Origin of the sequence: Halosimplex rubrum (assembly GCF_013415885.1) — an archaeon.
GTDB lineage: Archaea > Halobacteriota > Halobacteria > Halobacteriales > Haloarculaceae > Halosimplex > Halosimplex rubrum.
Genome location: NZ_CP058910.1, coordinates 2755997 through 2772721, shown reverse-complemented (window position 1 = coordinate 2772721; position 16725 = coordinate 2755997). Strand labels below are relative to the sequence as shown.

Below are 16725 nucleotides of genomic sequence, written 5' to 3'. Positions count from 1 at the left end.
CTATTGATGGGACATTGGATCGAGTTCGAATTAGTCATTCGATACAAAATCCCGATCGTATTCAAAAACAAGGTGGAGGGGCTTGTTGACGTGCCCACAGCGTTGACTTGCCGGCACTACGAGACACAGGTATGAACCCACGCGATATCATCCGTCGAGATATGCAGCGAACCGCGAGTTCGAATTCATTCGGTCGCCAGACACGCCACGGCATGAGGAGCTTGAGTGTATCCCACCGTATACAATTGAGACGGCAGAGAACGGGGCTCGAGTTGTCCGGAGCGATGATGATGGGCAGCAAACAACCACGTCATTCTCGTATCTGTTCGGATATCAGGATCGGGCGATTCGCCGGACTACAGCACGAGTCTTCTCCGATGACGTCGACGCGTATGCGACCGAAGTAGAGGACGTCACCGATCGAGAGCTGGCGACAGTCCGGCAGGTGTTCGTCCACGCCGCGCTCAACCATCGTGATGAGGGACACCTGTTCATCACGAACCGAGCGGTCCTCCTCACCAACCGACGGTGGTTCGAAGCGCACTTCCCTGGTGGGCAGTTGAACATCATGAGCCTCAGCGAGGCAGTCGAATATCTCGGGCTCTACCTCCGGTATCGGGAGCAGTTCTACGCTAGTCCGAACCTCACCGTCGGAATGTTCGGCTGGTACTGGCATCTCTTCCGGTCGTTGGTTCCGCGGTATCACGTAGAGGCCGACGCGGATGACGACTATCTACGAGGATTTAGCACACGATTTCAGAACTTGCTTATCGCCGTCGATGAGATCGGCTATCAGTATTTCCAGGAACCAGATAACCGGACGCAGCTCAACGTCCAGTACCATTTCGACAATGCGATCTCCCTGATCACCGGCGTTTTCGATACACTTGCCCTCAAGACCGCGGAGAAGTATGCTATCGACGACATTCGCAAAGAGTTCATCTCGCTCTCGAACAACCGGGGACGGGACTTTCTGGACGAGATTCGGGAGGCAAACACTGATCTTCGTGATCACATCGCGGCCCACATGGCGTACATCAATCTGATCTATGTTCTCCGACCGCTCGTAGTCCATCGCGGAGGATATCAGGACAGTCTCCTCGAGGATGTCGATCAGGGTTGGACAGCGGGAGTCATCCCGCTTGACCGGTTCAATGAGGCAGATCGAGATGCCTTCGAGCGGTACTACCGCGAGATAGATGACGATCCCTTACCCTATGATCCGCTCACTGAGTGGGGCTTGTATCAGGCAGACTGGGCTGCTGCGGGCTACATTGAACCATACCACTTCATGAAGGCCGCAGTGAAGACACTCATCCAGTTTGCTAATGCGTACCTCCAGTTGCTCGGCTATCCGGATTTCATCGAGCAACGCAGAGAGGACGATGAGGGAGCGACGTTCATCGATACCTGTGATCGAGTGCTGTTTGCTGTCTTCGTCCGTCCGACACAAGGCTTTTCGAGCGCCTCCGTGGAATCACGATTATGCGCCGCCGTGCCCTCCTTGCGACCGCCGCCACGTCCCTCCCCGCAGTACTCGCTGGCTGCACCAGCCCCGGTGGGTTGGGTGGAAGCAACGCCGCTGCAGAAACCCCTACAGCACGCCTCGAACTGACGACGATTGCCGACGCGAAACTCCCGACGAAGGTCCTCTATACAGTCCGCCCTGCTGAAGGCAACGACGAAACGGCACAACTGTTCGATCGGATTCTCGACGGTGGCACGACAACGAAGGCGACACGGCCGCCACTACCCGAACAGCAACATATCGCCTACCAAGACGGCGTCTACGATCTGGCATACGAGGTGATTGAGGAAACGCCGGCCACCAGATACTCCGTGAAAGTGGATATCGTCACCGGATCGGTGACCGAGGCAGAGGCTATCCAGTTCGCTGACCTCCCCGAAGTTGATCAAGAGGAATTTGCTGCCCACGGACTCGCTGATGGTGACCCGATCGGAATCGGGACGACGTTCCTCTATACAGACGCCGAGCGCGAACAATCCGTCCTTGTCCCCGAGTCGGAGTACTCGTACATCATCTGGGACGACGGAACAGAAGCCGAATGGGTCATCGACGACGCCTACGACACGACGCTGAACACCTATCGCTACACGGCTGACCAGGTGGCAACAGCCGCCGAGTACGGCCAACAGATGCGCGAGCGGTTTACATTCGAACTTGCGGAACTTCCAGAAACCCAGCGAGAGATCGTCGAGACGGCGATCACGGACGGACCGTACGTTGTCGGGCCCGATGAGACGCCGTCTGATGCGCTTGTGGCGCTCGCAGATCGGTTTCGCGGACACGAACAGGCCCACGGGCTCGACGAGGAGGGTGAAGGTGACCTGAGCGGCACGTATCTGGTTCGGTACCAAGGGGACGTGTATTGGACAACGCTCGTCGTCCAGCATAATGCGTTCCAGACGACATCAGCAAGCTGATTCGGACTATTCTACCGGCATCTTCATTTGACAGATGAGTTGATAGACACGATTTCACGGTAGTCCGATATGTACGGGGACCTCGGTCGGAGCACTGAAGTGGATCCTCGTCGCCTGCTCGGGCATCAAGGGCTTAGCGACGCGATGCTTTGGCGAATCGAATACCAAGAGGAAATCGAGTCGTACTACGAGTCGCAGTTGGTCCGAGCCGTCGAGAGCATACGGACACCTATTGACTGGGATCGGAACGACATCCGACGAGAACTCAACGGAACCCATATAGTCGGTATCACGGACTGGACCTGACGACCCCCTCCCCCCTTTTTCGAGTTGTAAACTCGTGACGGCGGGGAGGGGTGAACAGCAAGAGGGACTACAAAACAGCCGATTGTGGCGGATATACGCGATAGAGAGGCTGAGTATTTCACTTTCTAACTTGTATCTAGAAATGCGAAAGTTTATGTTACACGTTACCTTATCATAACCGCACTAGAGACAAAGAAAACAAATTGTCTAGCTCCAGCTAGACAATTGACATCTCTGGAGTAGATAACCTCTTCATCTCGTCCGTGGTTCTGATCCCGCGTACTATCACGTCTCATTGCCTCTACGCCAACTTCTGTTAACTCAACGCTCGTCACATAGCGTTTGGTGTGGCCTGTTCCCATCGACTTACAACTCGAAAAAGGGGGGAGAGGGTGCAACATTCGAGATCATCAAATCAGCTTCACCAGCTACCATGTCTGAAACCCGGTATTCCTCTCATTCGTGAACAGGTCCTACGAGCGTCGTTCTTTCGCTACTGTTCTGGTGCTTACTACTCGAAAACGGGGAGTGTGAGTAAGACCGTATCGCCCAGAGCATCATTCACAAAATTCAGATTATGTGGATTTTGCTTCGAGACTCACTTCGACTCCCTTCTCCTTACAACACGAAAACGGGGTGGATGAGAGAATCGAACCAGGTGTGTTACCGCCCCAACGTCTTACAACTCGAAAACGGGGGGTCCGGGTCATCGAGGAAGATCGACGACTGCGAGCTTCGTCGAACCGTTACAACTCGACAACGGAGGGTGATAGATTCCGAAGACGGTATTTGACTCATCCAGAAGATACGGGGCTGTAGTCGTTAGATAGCCTGTTTTCGCCCGGTTACAACTCCACAAGGGTCCATATTTTTATACCCAGAGTTCGAGGGGGTTCATAATGGGACGAGAGGGACGTAGAGCAGGATCGAATAATCCGGAAGGTGAGGAGGATCGTCAATCTTCTGGTCGCGTCGCAAAGCGGTCTAGAGTTTGCCTCTGGTGCTCTCAATTGAGAGGTCACAGCTCATTGCTGTTTTGGTCGATCGCTGGAGCAGTTCGTCGAGGAACGACTGGTAGTGCTCTGGATCGGCGTACTTCACCAGCCGAAGCTGGAGTATCGCCTCTAACCCCTCCGTTGTCCAGCGCATCCACTGGTTCTTGCACCGCTTGCTGACTTCGCCCATCAGCCGTTCGACGGGGTTCGAGGTCCACGGCACCTCGAACCCCTCGACAGCCTGCTCGGCAAACGTCACGATCGACGGCAGCCACCGCTGTAGATACCCCGCAGCTTTCTCTGACCCGAACTGATCCAACTGCCACGCTGTCTTCTCGATACGCTCGGTCGTTCGCGCGATCCGCTCGCGGATCGCCGCGAACTCCTCGTTTGGACGGTGCTTGGCGACCGAATTCTTCAGATGGAACACCTCGTCGATCACCTCCGAGACGATCTCGTTCCGCCGATCCAAGGAGAACACGCCGTCGTCCCAGAGGTTGTAGTCCAGCGTTCGGCCGACGTGGACGAGATCAAGTTGATGATTACGGTTTTCGTCGGTAAATGCCGTGACGATACCCTCATCAGCGTCACTGACGACCGTCGCGTCGTCAGTGACTGCGTCCATGTCATCGAGTTTGGCGGCTGTCTCGTCCCAGTCAGCGTTGATCGAGAGATCCAGCAGAGAGCGTGATTCCTTGGCAGTATCTTCGCCGAGCGTGGCCTGGACGGAGTGGTACGCGCGGTCGTCGTCTTGGCTGTGACACTTCGTGCCGTCAGGAATAACGGCGTCAGCGTCTGTGTCAGCGACACAGTCTGGAAGGAACTGCTTGAGCTTGTTGCCGTACTCTTTGGCGCGACGATTGATGGTGGTCGGCGACGGCATCTTCGAGAGGATGCCGTCGCCGTGGTCAGCAGCGTCACGATAGCTGACCGAAGTAGCGAGATCGACGCTCTTGGCGGCGATGTCCTGCTGATAGCGGTTTTGCCCGTCGAAGCTGAGAACATCTTCGACGGGCCGGAAGTAGCTGGATTCGTCGTGGTCAGCGGCGGTGTCTTCGACGTAGTGAAGGTCGAATTCGTGCTCACCGGCGGTTGTGACGGCTGTGCGGGTGTCAGTACCGGCGCGTTGGAATCGCTGATCACCATTGCCGTGAGCGTGTTTCTCACCACAGAGCGCCTCGACGCGGCTCGCGTCGAGGCTCTCGACCATCGATTCGAGCAGTACAGATTCGACGTTCTGCTCGGTAACGAATTCGGCAAGCGTGGCGAGCGGTACCGTTTTGTCCTCGTCGATGCTAATCGTGAACCGCACGTCGATTGTGGCGTGCATGGGACACCTCTTGGGTGGACACCAGAGGCGTCCCGTTCCTCACGGGAGCCAGTTGCTACTGAACTCTAGAGGACTTTGCGACACGACCAACTGCTTGAGGGGAGATCCCAATTTCATCAGCGATTTGTTTTAACGAACTCTGTCGTGGAGAGTCGAAGTAGCCATTCTCATACGCCAGTTTTACCGCCTCTTGTTGAGCGTCTGTGAGTCCATGTGTCCCAAAGTTTGACCCAGTTTCTTGATATATACGCTCAAGCCGGAATGGTATTCCATTCTCCTGGCAGTGCTCGCGGAGTTTAACGAGTGAACTCCGATCTGGGACACGCGCTCGTACGGTATATTCGCCGTCCTGTAGTTTGATATCGTGATAGGAAATGTCATGTTCGACAGCGACGGAATACGTGTCTGGTGAAGTTGCCGCAGTATCGTACGTGACGACATAGTGGGCAGTCTCCTCTGATTTTGTGAGGCGGGTATACTCAACGACAGTTGGGTCTGCTTCGAGTCCGTTTTCAAAGTCATCGAACTGAGTGCCCAAGGCGGTAAAAATAAATTTGCGCGGACGATTCGCCTCTAACACGATATCCTGGCCAGAAAATTGCATCTCTGGCACAGCCGTCGAGGCCTGCGATAAGGGCGGGATCTCAACGCAGAATTCGGCGATGAAGCTCATAACGGGAGGTAGGCGGTCAACAGTCAAAAGCAAAAGGCTGAGACACCACTTAAAGGGTGGAATAATCAAAGCATGCGAGTTTGGTCTGTCATCCCCTAAATATTACTGATGAGTTCCATCGACGCGTTCGATACAGTCTATAAGACAACAGAGGGGAAAGAGTACCAGTATGAGTATGACTCCGGCGAACGGCCGAGTGAGGCAGTAATCACGGCAGTGTCGGACGTAGCAGAGAAATCACCCACTCCGATCGCCGGCAGCGAGGAGGCGCCAGATGCACTATCGCCGCTATATGAGCAGATCGACCCTGATGGGCTTGATGCGTTGTTAGCAGGCAATGACGACCAGAGTGAGGATTGTTTAGTGACGTTCTCGTATGATGACTATGTTGTGACCGTTCAAGCGGGAGTTATTACAGTCGCCGCTCCAGAGTAATCGGCACACAGGCAGTTAAGGAGGTAGATTCCGAGTTGGTTGTATTTCCTGCGAGGTCCGGAACCGAGACTAGCGAGGCGCGTACATGGGGCTATGAAAAGCGAGTTGCCCACCCGATCTGCGTCGACTGCACGATTCAGGCGGAGCCGGATCCCGACGAGTGTGATCACGTCGCCTGTATTGGCAGCGGGCTGGTCTTCGACACACGCGCGCGACGCTCACCTGAATCCGGGTCAAATTGGGGCATCCGGAAGGCCCGTTACAGCTGTGCGCCCACTGTAGACCGGGGCGGGTCCGCAACGGACTGGACGCGCGATCTTGAGGACCACCCCGTACCGACGCCGGTAGAATGACGTCAACATCCTTTACAGATTCTCTGTAAACTGTAACTAAGATCGAATCGTGTCAGACACCTCAAACCGTGCCGACGGTGACATCGTTCGCGACTTCCTCTCGGTCGCGGACCTCCTCGAAGAGCCACAGCTCGCCCAGCTGTACGCGTACCTCGCCCGGGAGGGGGAGGCGACCGTCCAGGACGTGATGGACGACCTTGAACTCGCCCAGGGAACCGCCTACAGCTACGTCAACCGGCTCGTCGACGCCGGCGTCGTCGACATCACCGACGACGAGCAGCCACGTCAGTACGCCGCCCGAGAGATCGACCTAACCGTGACGACCGCCGCGGGCGACCGTGAGTATACGATCACGCCGGCGCTGATCGACGCCGTCGGTCGCCGCGAGACGGACGCCGACATCGACACCTACATCGACCGCCACGGCGTCGCCGGCCTCGCGACCGCTCTCACCTACGCTGTCGCCCGCGAACGCGGTGAGGTGACCCACCGGCTGATGGCGGAGGACCTCGACATCTCGCCGCTGGCGGCGGAGATGATTCTGCAGGCGCTCCGGCCAGTCGTCCACGAACACTACGACATCGAGGAGGCTGGTGCGGGACTCGGTGAGTTGGACATCGACGATGGTGACGCAATGACCATCGACAAAGCTGACGGAGACGACCGATAACCGGGCCGCCCTACGCTGTCGACGGCGAGACCTGATCTCGACAGTTGAGAAACGGTTAACGGGGGGCGTGAGAAAGTCAGGTAACGTGACTGACGATCTCGCGTATCCTTCTGTCGAACTTATCCTCGATCTCCACGAACAGATCGTGGCTGAAGGCGACACCACAGAGCCAGGCGTTCGGTCAGAGGACGCGATTGCCTCCGCATTGCAGTATATTTCGGAAGGCTTCTTCGGCGAGGTGCCTGAGACCATCCACGAAAAGGGAGTCCATCTGATACGATTGCTCGTGGCGGAACATCCGTTCGTCGACGGGAACAAGCGAACTGCACTTCGAACGGTGGTCGTTTTCTATATGATGAACGGATACACGTTCGACTACGGGGATGAAATTCGGGCTCTCTTGCACCGCTTCGCAATCGACGAAGCCGCAGTCGACGTAGATACTGCAGTCATCTACTTTCGGGCGTGCGCTCGTCGCAACTGATAAAAGGGCACACAGAGTATGCTCAATAGAACAATGGCGTCCAGTACCGATTCTTCGACGGTGGTCGACGACGAGGTCCGCCAGCTCTACGAGCGGTATCAGGCGGCCGAGAGCGACACCGAACGTCGCGAGATCGCCCTCGAGATGGGGAAACTTGACGGACGTCGCCACGCGGAGATCTACGAAGCACTTGAAGACGAGTAAGGGATCTTCTTTCATCCCAGCGACGAAGTCATCTGTAACTGACCGGCTCATCGACATCTGAGGACTATCGACGAGGATGTCATACAACAGTTCTCATACCAGACTTCTCTCTTGATTCGCTCAGTACAGGGAGTAGACGTAACGCTCAGTACAGATTATAGCCGTAGTAGCGAATCGCTATCTGATAGAGAGAGTTAAATATACCTCCCAGCTATAAGACTCAGTGACCGTGTCGTGGTGAGAGCGCCTCCCCCATGTGTTGCGCAGTCCGATCATGACCTCTCGATCAAATGCTAATCCTACAGGTACGCCAACAGACGATTTCGAATCCGCTCTCGAAACACTCATTTTAGAGTCGTTCGCAGAGGGGGTCGCTATCGAGGGAGTGTGGGAGGTAACTCCTCCGTCATCGGTCGTCCCCAACTGGCGAATTACCATCGAGAAGACCGACAGCGCGGACACCCCTCAAGACGAGTCTACGTTCCTCGACGAATAGACAGATCCCCGTAGCGATCTGTCTCAGTAGATTCCGATATGTATCTGTGGAGTAATCAACTCCACCGCCTATCTATCCAGTATGTAAGTAAGTATACCAATACCGAGTATTTATGTACTGACCGGCTGAGGTTCAAACATACACCGCTGAAGTAGGCCAATGCTGACAGGGAGCGGGTGATGGGTAGGCGAGGTATGGGGATAACAATGCCAAAGACGCAACACACTGCCAACGCAGGAAGCACTGACTCCGATCTATCTGCGACGACTATCTTCGAATTGCTCACGAACGAGCGCCGTCAACGTGCGTTGCAGTATCTCACTCAGGCAGTCGGTGCTGTCCCGATCAGCGATCTCGCCGACCAACTCACGCTCTGGGAGGGCGAACACACCCGCGAGCAGTACGAGCGGGTCTGTACCAGCCTCGTCCACGTTCACCTCCCGAAGATGGTCGACGCTGGAGTCGTGGAGTACGACCCAGCATGCGAGACAGTCAACTCACAAGAGGCAATAGAGCAGATCACGCCCTACCTCGAACTGGCTGGGCACTCAGACAGTTAGTAGAGACAACAAATTTTCCGTTCGATACGCAAGTTGCAGTGAACGGAGAATTCAGCAAGTAACTGGCTAAAATTAGTGTGCGGTTCTTCCCCTATAGTCGGATCTGCTCAGTACAGTCTACGTAGCGATACTGTTGTTCTGAGAATTGGGGGAGAGCGCCGGGGTTGGGACTTCGTTTCATACCTGTCGAGGCAGGTTCTCCCCCGTTAGAGCGAGGGCTTCCCGACGTAACAATGGTCAGCTTCACTCAGATCCTCACTGCTAATTTGCAAGTGTACCTATCAGGGCATTCAGCTAGTCTTAAGATGAAAGTAACCCCCCTGTGAATGGTTCTATGACACCCTCAACTATCGACAGCTAACTCTCTTTGCCATCAGGGTCGTGTCCATCGAGTAAGCTCGCGGGATACTGCTTCCTGCTCGCGTGGTTTCGTAAACACCTATTAGAAAGCCCGCGGCCGCTCGGCATCCCGCGACCGCCGCTGCGCGCCTCGTACCTGCGGTGCTTGCGGGATCGGGGGACGACCGAGGCGGCCGCGCCCTTTCAGAGTCCGCCAGGACTGTAGATGGCTCACCGAGCGACGTGGCCGGTTGGACAGGTGTGTACGCACCGGCCCGCCCCGCTCGCCGCTGCCGCCCGGAGCGTCGCTCGCGACCGAACCATTCCGGGCTTTCGGGCGCTCTCCGCACCGCGAGCGCCCGTTCCGGGCTAAAATGGATGTGCCTTCGGCGCCAGCGCTTCACCCGTTTCGGTCCCGGACTTCCAGAGGCTTCCGGGACGCTGTGCCCCGCGACGGACGTAGTTGCGGTCGCGGGCGAAACGGGGAATGCGCTGGCCTCTCGCTCCGGGCGGGTCGGCGCGCGGTGCTGGTTGGTGGGTCCTCGATAGCGCGCGCTCGTCGCGCCCGGAGGGCGCGAACGAAGGCGCGAACGAGCGCGCGCAGATGTGTCTCGTCGGACGGTGTCGCCGGAAAACCGCGATGTAGCAGCATCGCGGTGGTGGCGCCGTGAGCGCCTTCGGAGCAAGTAACTCCAATGTCTAGTGAAACGCGATTCGGTAGTAAAGTTTCGGACGCACAGACGGACAATCAAGAAGTCGAAGCGGCAGTCGAGGAGCAGCCGGAGCTACGCCGGTCGGTCGACCAGGAGATACAGGGGAAGGTCGATACGAACCATCCCGAAGCCAGGCCGGAAGGCATGACGCTGGAAGGCGAAGAGAAGTTTCGAGCGCGGGAGGCCGAGATTCGAAGCACACGCCAGCGGTTCGATCGGCGACAGTCCTCGGATCGCGAGGAGCGGACGCGCGAGGTGGTGAAATCACAAACACGTTACGCCCAAGAGGAGCCCCCTGAAGATCCACGGACCAAGTTGAGCCAAGAGCAACTCGCGGAAGTGAATGAGCGCGCAGCACAGATAGTTGAGGATCTCGACGGACGTTCCAGGGCCGGGGCGGCCTACCGGCTCGCACAGAAGGTGGCCGAAGGCGTGGACTTGCTGAATGCGGCGTTGCTGGTCAAAGAAGAGATGTATGCCTCACCCGGGGTGCCAGTCCCGACCGGGACACTCGAAAAAGTGCCACGGTCGACAGTCGACATCGAAGGTGAGGTCGTGCAATTGTGGGATGCGGAGAGCCCGGCAGTGTGTCAGGTCGGATTGATCGAAGACGATACGGGACGAACGAAGTTCACCAGTTGGGTGAAATCGGACCCGAAGCTCGTCCAGGAAGGTGACCACGTCAGGTTGCGCGCAGTCGAGAAGAGCTGGTACGAGGGCCGCGTGTCAGTAGCCGTCACGGGCTGGTCACAGATCGAATTCCCGGACCGCGAGCGGTGGTGGGACGAGTAGGGCGCACCCACTCTCGTTTTTTATTCGGTGCCAGACCAACCCAACCCCGCCTCCCCACCCTCCGCTCCGTGCTCGTGCCTGCGCGCGCAGCCACGACCTTAAGAACAGACTTACATTTGCAACAGATTATTTTGGCAATAGAGTGTGCAAGCAAACAATTCTCTGTAAATTTACGGGAACTACAAACATTCAAGTTTTTAGGGTCACTCAAGAATTCAAATCATTAGCTCGGAGTCAGGAAAACTTCCTCTGATTTCTGGTTGGTGATGTTAAGTAGTTTGACTGGTTTGTTGTCGTGAGATACTAGAACGTCTCCTCGCACTCGTCACACACCTATTCTGCGTTCTGGATCAGCCCTTTCATCGCTTCATCTCCGTAATCAGGGCAGAGAGGCATTCGTTGTACCAGGTAGTACTCATTTACAGTTAATAAGGATTTGGCGGCACCGGTCCGCGGTGTAAAGTTAAGGAGAGGCGGTTAGAGATTCGAATGATCTATGCCCGAATCCAACCGCCTCAGTGAGTCTACTGGATGGATCGACCTGGGTTTTGTGGCGCGAGAGCGGACACCCCGCCCGGTCATTGAAACGGGTTTTCGTCATCTCTTGCAGTACTATCACCTTCTAATACAGTTAGTTTTCTCGGGTTTTTAGGTGTCGGATGCAGTCGGACAGCGGTTCACAATTGGGTCAGGAAAGCCGATCTACAGCTAGCTGTTGGTGAACGGCCAAAGCGCGTCGTGGTCGAGCAAAAGGCGATCCGGATCAACGATGAGCAGTACTGGCTGTACGCCGCCGTCGATCCGAAAACGAACAAAATCCACTATTCACGGCTGTTTCCAACGTATTCGATCGCGGTCGTTTGGGAATTTCTCACCGAGAAACATGACGTCCAAGATTCTATGTTTCTCGTCAATAATGCTGATGATCTGATCAGCGGACTCCGCAAAGAAGGGCTCAGCTACCACGTTCAACAGCACGGCCATAGAAATGAACTAGAACGTGTATTTTAAGAGGTGGAACGGCGAATGTCTTCGTATTCAAACTGTTTTAGTCACGTCGAACCGCCGACCGCCGAAACATGGCTCCAAGCACACGCCGTCTAGTGAAATCATGCTGAACTTAACACGACCACATAGTTCTGCTCAAAACATGGGTCAAGCAGTCAGGTCACTCAGTTATTGCGAACTGGTTGAGCGCATAGACCGTCGCGAGCGGGTCGTTCGCACCGCCGGCCGGGAACACGAGTCCATCCGTCGACCGGACGTGGTCAAGGACCGCGGGCGAGGCGTGCTCGGGCGCGGCGGCGATCCCGGCGTCGTGGTCGTCGACCCAATCCATCACCCGCAGGTCGGTCTTGCTGTCGCCCAGGACGAGCGCGAACGGGTCGTCGACGCCAAGCACGTCGAACGCTGCTCGCACGCCGACTACCTTGTTCAGATCGCGGCTAGCGACCTCGGCGGCGTCGCCCTCGTAGTAGGCCACGTCGAACTGGTCGAGATACGCCTCGACACGGTCTGGGACCGTGGTTTCCCCGGGAAGCGCGTCGCTGGCGGCCAACACCTCGCGGATCTCCCCGTCGGCGCCAGCGTAGTACGCACGGGTCCAGTCGACCGCGGCGGCCACTGCGGATGTGGCTGTGTCGACTGCAGTGGCGATCGGCTCGTAGTGATCCGGCGAGTAACCGCCGTCCTGCCCGTCAGGATCGACATCAAGTTCGGTCGCCACAACTCCGCCGAGGAGGTCGAGCAACGTCACCAGCGCAGTGTCGATGACCGCGACCGCGTCCTCGCTGCCGGTCTCGAAATTCGGCTTGACGGTGACATTGAACTCGTTGCCCTGGAGGTGACACCCCCGCCGAACGGAGTCGGGGGCGACAGTGAACACCTTCCGGCGCAGTCGGTCGAACACCGCGCGCACGTCCTCGTCGAGGTCCTCGTACAGCAGGCGCTTGGTGTCGGGGCCGTGACCGGGCGTGAACACGCCGTTGCCGCTCTCGTAGACGACACTCTGGTCACCCGAGTGGACGATCTCGTTGCCGAGGCCCTGTATCAGGAACCCCTTGACGTTCTCGAGGGTCTGGCCGGTACAGACGACGATCGGGACGCCAGCGTGGTGGAACTCAGTGAGCGCGTGGAGGGTCTCGCGAGGGATCTCGTTGTCGGTCGTCCCTGTCGAGCGCAGCGTCTCGTCCACGTCGAGCACGAGCACCGAGACGGCTCGACCGTACTCGTTGTAAAGGTCGAGGCCGGTAAAGGCCTGGTCGCGGGTCGCACGGGCCGCGATGTCCGCGTACGTCTCGCCCGTCGCCGGAAACGCCTCACGGATCTCCTCGCGGTGGGCTTCCAGTTCGTCGCTCGCGTCCTCCCAGTACGACAGGGCGACCGGCGAGTCGACCGGGGGGAACAGGTCGACCATCTCGCGATATGCCCGGAGCGATGCCGTGTCGAACTCGTCGTACAGGTGGTACAGCTGCTCGTAGCGGTCCATACTCTCCGACACGGGGACACGGGTGAAACTGGTTTCGGTGGTCGCTCCGGCGCCCGATGCGGGACGGGACCCCGGCGCCACCCGGGGGCGACACAGCGGAACGGCTAACACCCGCCGCTCTGAACGACGAGTGGGATGAAGAACATCGACGACCTCATCAGCAGTGCGACCGCGCTCGCCGAGGACGGCTTCGCGAAGGGCGAGATCGCCGACGAACTCAACGTCTCGAAGGAAACGGCCGCCTGGCTGGTCCAGCGGGGTGACGCCCAGTCGCCTCCCCCCGCCGGGTCGACGACCGAACCGGAGGACATCCACGTGGACTGGTCGGCGATCGGCCGGGACAGCGCGCGGCTGACCCACGTTGGCCGTACGGTCGCGGACCTGCTGTCCAAACAGGGCGAGGAAGTGGATCTGACCATCGGCGTCGAGAAGGCCGGCGCGCCCATCGCGACGACGGTCGCGCGGGAACTCGACACGGACCTGGGCACGTACGCCCCGAGCAAACACCAGTGGGACGACGGCGAGAGCGAGGAGCTGTCGGGCTCCTTTTCCCGTAATTTCGCCCAGATCCGGGACCGCGAGTGCTACGTCGTCGACGACACCATCACCAGCGGGACGACGATGACCGAAACCGTCGAAGCGATCCGCGACCGCGGCGGCGAGCCCGTGGCCTGCGCGGTGCTGACCGACAAGCGCGGCGTCGAGGAAATCGAGGGCGTCCCCGTCTACTCGCTGGTGCAGGTCCTGCGAGTCGGCCAGTCCGAGTAACGCCGGCTCGCGCGTGACCGGCGGCGGAGCGGCGTTCGCCCGGGACGCTGGGGTGGAACGACCGAGTCGGCGAGGAACCCCCCGAACTTTTGTCGGACGGTTCGGTGGGTTCTCACATGGATCCGTCCGTGCTCGTCGCCGGGGAGACGCTCGTCGACTTCCTCCCCGAATCCGACCGGCCACTCGAATCGACCGAGCGGTTCGCCCGCCAGCCGGGGGGCGCGCCGGCGAACGTCGCGGTCCGGCTCGCCCAGCTCGACCACACGCCCTGGTTCTGGACACGCGTGGGGGCCGACCCGTTCGGCGAGTTCCTCGCGGGCGTGCTCGCCGACCGAGGGCTCCCCGACCGGTTCGTCGAACGTGACCCGTCGGCCAAGACGACGCTGGCATTCGTGAGCGGCGACCCGTCGAGCGGCCCCCGGTTCACCTTCTACCGCGACGGGACGGCCGACACGCGCTTCCGGCCCGGGCGCGTCCCCGACGAGGCACTCGACGCCGTCGAGTGGGTCGTCGTCGGGAGCGTCCTCCTGGCGAGTTCCCCCTCGCGTGAGGCCGTCCACGACCTCGTCGAGCGGGCCGAGACCCGCGACTGCACCGTCGTCTTCGACCTGAACGCCCGACCGGAGCTGTGGCCCGACGCCGACTTCGAGGCGGAGACGCGGCGGCTCCTCCCGTCGGTCGACGTGGTGAAAGCCTCGCCCGAGGACCTGGGACCTGCGGGGTTCGACGCGGACGCTGCCGACGATGCGGCGCTGCTCGACGCCGTCGCACCCGAACTCCACGACCTGGGACCTCACACCGTCTTCCTGACGCTGGGCGACCGGGGCGCCGCCGCGTCGGCGACGGCCGCCGCGCCCTGGGGCGCCGACGACGCGACCCACGACGGCTACCGGGTCGACGCCGTCGACACGACCGGCGCGGGCGACGCGTTCACCGCCGGCGCCGTCGCGGCGCTCGTCGAAGGGGAGGACGACCTCGAATCCGTCCTCGCCCGCGCTAACGCCGTCGCCGCGGCGTCGACGATGCGGGCGGGCGGGATGGCCGAACTGCCCGACCCCGAGTCGGTTCGGTGAGACCCGGGTCAGCGAGAAGGGAAGCTACCACCGGTCGCGGGTTACGACCAGATGCTCTCCATGTCCCACACGTCGAGCGATTCGAGGTGGGCGGCGCCGCGACGCGCCGAAAGCGAGAGGCCGACGCTGTCGTCGCGAGCGGGGTAGACCCGCGTCGTGAGCGTCCGGCGGCCGTTGGCGAACACCTCGACGATGCTCCGGTCGACGAACACCCGGAGGTCCAGCCGCTCGTCGTCGGCCAGCGACAGCGAGCCGACCTCCGGCGGCCGGCTCCGCGCCGCCGGGTTCTCGCTCGACCGTCCGAGTTCGATCCCCAGCGCGTCCGCGTCGGCCCAGTAGGTGACCGACGTCGCCTCGTCGCCGTCGGGCGAACGGAGGACCGAGAGGCCGACCTCCGCGGCGTCGCCGACATCGACCTCCGCCCGGAGTTCGAGGCTCGCGCCGCCGATGTCGGGGACGACCCACTCCTCGTCGGCCGCGAGCGGCCTGTCGTCGACGCGGCGGTGGTTGGTCCGGAGCGCGGTCAGTTCCTCGACCGGCTCGACGCGGAGGTCGTCGCCGTCGAGCGAGAGCGCCCGCGGGAGGCTGACGACGCCGGCCCACCCCTCGCCGGGGTCGGCCCGCCAGTCGCGGCGGCCCTCGACGACGTTGAAGAAGGCGACCGACCGGTCCTCGGCGTGGAGGACCGACGGCGCGTGGAGGTTGCCGTGGTCGACCGGGCCGGAGTTGAGCCGGCCGTGCGACCGGATGTCGAAGTCGGTGCCGCCGTGGTAGTCGCCGACGTAGTACTGCGGTCCGCGGTCGTGGCTGAAAAACAGGAGGACGTGCGAGCCGTCGAGTTCGAAGAAGTTGGGGACCGCGCCGTCCTCCTCGGGGTCCGTGTGGAACCCGTCCTTGACGAGCGTGCCGCGGTACTCCCACTCCGAGAGGTCCGTCGAAGAGAAGTGGAACTCCGAGGTTCGTCCGTCTCGCTTCCAGCCCGACAGGGAGTGGTAGGTGTCGCCCTCTCGCCAGAGACAGGGGTCGAAGACCTCGTAGGGAGCCTCCTCGTCGATGGGGACGACGGGGTTGTCCGCCGACCGCTCGAAGTCGGTGAGATACTCGTCGTCCGCGGCGGCGACGCAGTTGCCCGCCTCCGTCCCGAAGTACATCACGAGCACGCGGTCGTCCTCGACGAGCGCCTGCCCGCTGTAACAGCCGTCCTCCGGCCCGTCTTCGGGGGAGAGCGCGACGGGCAGGTCCCGCCAGTGGACCAGGTCCTCGCTGACGGCGTGGCCCCAGTGCATCGCCTCGCTCCACGACCGGTCGGTCGACACGTCCGGCGGCCAGAACTGGTAGAAGAGATGATAGCGGCCGTTCCAGTAACACGCGCCGTTCGGGTCGTGCAGGAGCCCACCCGGCGGGACGAAGTGGTAATCGGGTCGATAACGGTCCGTCCGGAACTCGCGGCGCCGCCTGGCGAACTCGTCGAGTCGCGGAGACTCCCGTACCGAAGCCGGTAGCTTTCCATCGCGGTCCATACCCGACGGTGTCCGCAGACCCTCTTAAATGTATAGTTCGGGGACGGTCTCGCGCGGCCCGGCGGTCCGACCACCGGAGCG

At 59.9% G+C, this 16725-nt stretch carries 14 protein-coding genes and 2 pseudogenes; 12 read left to right on the top strand and 4 right to left on the bottom strand.

All coding sequences use genetic code 11. The features are described from left to right. Positions 1 to 568 precede the first annotated feature (568 nt). A complete protein-coding gene (locus HZS55_RS13825) occupies positions 569 to 1615 on the top strand; it encodes a hypothetical protein (RefSeq protein WP_179908235.1) in 1047 nt (348 codons plus the stop codon). Beyond that, positions 1564 to 2445: a hypothetical protein gene (locus tag HZS55_RS13820; RefSeq protein ID WP_179908234.1), complete on the top strand. Its 882-nt coding sequence runs from the start codon at positions 1564 to 1566 to the stop codon at positions 2443 to 2445. Before HZS55_RS13825 ends, HZS55_RS13820 begins: the two co-directional genes overlap by 52 nt. A 1290-nt stretch (positions 2446 to 3735) precedes the next feature. On the opposite strand, the gene HZS55_RS13815 is transcribed toward HZS55_RS13820, so the two are convergent. Continuing rightward, entirely contained in the window at positions 3736 to 5076 is a 1341-nt protein-coding gene (locus HZS55_RS13815; protein ID WP_179908185.1) for an ISH6 family transposase, read from the bottom strand. A gap of 55 nt (positions 5077 to 5131) precedes the next feature. Next, positions 5132 to 5749 (bottom strand): helix-turn-helix domain-containing protein, encoded by a 618-nt coding sequence (locus HZS55_RS13810; RefSeq protein ID WP_179908233.1) that lies wholly within the window; start codon positions 5747 to 5749, stop codon positions 5132 to 5134. A gap of 108 nt (positions 5750 to 5857) precedes the next feature. Between HZS55_RS13810 and HZS55_RS13805 the strand changes: the two genes are divergently transcribed. The 8 genes and pseudogenes from HZS55_RS13805 to HZS55_RS13775 all read left to right on the top strand — a co-directional run bounded on the left by HZS55_RS13805 (position 5858) and on the right by HZS55_RS13775 (position 11899). Continuing rightward, positions 5858 to 6184 carry a HalOD1 output domain-containing protein gene (locus tag HZS55_RS13805; RefSeq protein ID WP_179908232.1) on the top strand — a complete coding sequence of 109 codons (327 nt, stop codon included), beginning with the start codon at positions 5858 to 5860 and terminating at the stop codon, positions 6182 to 6184. Positions 6185 to 6219: 35 nt separating this feature from the next. Then, positions 6220 to 6459 (top strand): annotated as a pseudogene (locus HZS55_RS23025) (DUF7558 family protein); the annotation flags it as partial. Between the two features lie 127 nt (positions 6460 to 6586). Beyond that, positions 6587 to 7207: a DUF7437 domain-containing protein gene (locus HZS55_RS13800; protein WP_179908231.1), complete on the top strand. Its 621-nt coding sequence runs from the start codon at positions 6587 to 6589 to the stop codon at positions 7205 to 7207. A gap of 85 nt (positions 7208 to 7292) precedes the next feature. After that, entirely contained in the window at positions 7293 to 7691 is a 399-nt protein-coding gene (locus tag HZS55_RS13795; RefSeq protein WP_179908230.1) for a type II toxin-antitoxin system death-on-curing family toxin, read from the top strand. Positions 7692 to 7724: 33 nt separating this feature from the next. Next, positions 7725 to 7895, top strand: a complete 171-nt coding sequence (locus HZS55_RS13790; RefSeq protein WP_179908229.1) for a hypothetical protein — start codon at positions 7725 to 7727, stop codon at positions 7893 to 7895. 702 nt (positions 7896 to 8597) lie between these two features. After that, a complete protein-coding gene (locus HZS55_RS13785; RefSeq protein ID WP_246308261.1) occupies positions 8598 to 8951 on the top strand; it encodes a DUF7344 domain-containing protein in 354 nt (117 codons plus the stop codon). Between the two features lie 1034 nt (positions 8952 to 9985). Further along, positions 9986 to 10795 carry a DNA-binding protein gene (locus tag HZS55_RS13780; RefSeq protein ID WP_179908227.1) on the top strand — a complete coding sequence of 270 codons (810 nt, stop codon included), beginning with the start codon at positions 9986 to 9988 and terminating at the stop codon, positions 10793 to 10795. Between the two features lie 496 nt (positions 10796 to 11291). Beyond that, a pseudogene (locus HZS55_RS13775) lies at positions 11292 to 11899 on the top strand (IS6 family transposase). 64 nt (positions 11900 to 11963) lie between these two features. Here HZS55_RS13775 and HZS55_RS13770 read toward each other — a convergent pair. Then, positions 11964 to 13283, bottom strand: coding sequence for an HAD family hydrolase (locus HZS55_RS13770; RefSeq protein ID WP_179908226.1), 1320 nt, complete (start codon positions 13281 to 13283; stop codon positions 11964 to 11966). A 135-nt stretch (positions 13284 to 13418) separates the two neighbouring features. Between HZS55_RS13770 and gfcR the strand changes: the two genes are divergently transcribed. Next, positions 13419 to 14051, top strand: coding sequence for a transcriptional regulator GfcR (gfcR, locus tag HZS55_RS13765; RefSeq protein WP_179908225.1), 633 nt, complete (start codon positions 13419 to 13421; stop codon positions 14049 to 14051). Positions 14052 to 14167: 116 nt separating this feature from the next. Continuing rightward, positions 14168 to 15124, top strand: a complete 957-nt coding sequence (locus HZS55_RS13760) for a carbohydrate kinase family protein (RefSeq protein ID WP_179908224.1) — start codon at positions 14168 to 14170, stop codon at positions 15122 to 15124. 41 nt (positions 15125 to 15165) lie between these two features. On the opposite strand, the gene HZS55_RS13755 is transcribed toward HZS55_RS13760, so the two are convergent. Beyond that, positions 15166 to 16644, bottom strand: coding sequence for a glycoside hydrolase family 32 protein (locus tag HZS55_RS13755; RefSeq protein ID WP_179908223.1), 1479 nt, complete (start codon positions 16642 to 16644; stop codon positions 15166 to 15168). Between the last annotated feature and the right edge of the window lie 81 nt (positions 16645 to 16725).

Bases quoted from the DNA above. Each gene is read 5' to 3' on its own strand.
- HZS55_RS13780 (WP_179908227.1), top strand. From the start codon at position 9,986: ATGTCTAGTGAAACGCGATTCGGTAGTAAAGTTTCGGACGCACAGACG.
- HZS55_RS13770 (WP_179908226.1), bottom strand. From the start codon at position 13,283: ATGGACCGCTACGAGCAGCTGTACCACCTGTACGACGAGTTCGACACG.
- gfcR (WP_179908225.1), top strand. From the start codon at position 13,419: ATGAAGAACATCGACGACCTCATCAGCAGTGCGACCGCGCTCGCCGAG.
- HZS55_RS13810 (WP_179908233.1), bottom strand. From the start codon at position 5,749: ATGAGCTTCATCGCCGAATTCTGCGTTGAGATCCCGCCCTTATCGCAG.
- HZS55_RS13815 (WP_179908185.1), bottom strand. From the start codon at position 5,076: ATGCACGCCACAATCGACGTGCGGTTCACGATTAGCATCGACGAGGAC.
- HZS55_RS13755 (WP_179908223.1), bottom strand. From the start codon at position 16,644: ATGGACCGCGATGGAAAGCTACCGGCTTCGGTACGGGAGTCTCCGCGA.
- HZS55_RS13790 (WP_179908229.1), top strand. From the start codon at position 7,725: ATGGCGTCCAGTACCGATTCTTCGACGGTGGTCGACGACGAGGTCCGC.
- HZS55_RS13825 (WP_179908235.1), top strand. From the start codon at position 569: ATGAGCCTCAGCGAGGCAGTCGAATATCTCGGGCTCTACCTCCGGTAT.
- HZS55_RS13760 (WP_179908224.1), top strand. From the start codon at position 14,168: ATGGATCCGTCCGTGCTCGTCGCCGGGGAGACGCTCGTCGACTTCCTC.
- HZS55_RS13805 (WP_179908232.1), top strand. From the start codon at position 5,858: ATGAGTTCCATCGACGCGTTCGATACAGTCTATAAGACAACAGAGGGG.
- HZS55_RS13785 (WP_246308261.1), top strand. From the start codon at position 8,598: ATGCCAAAGACGCAACACACTGCCAACGCAGGAAGCACTGACTCCGAT.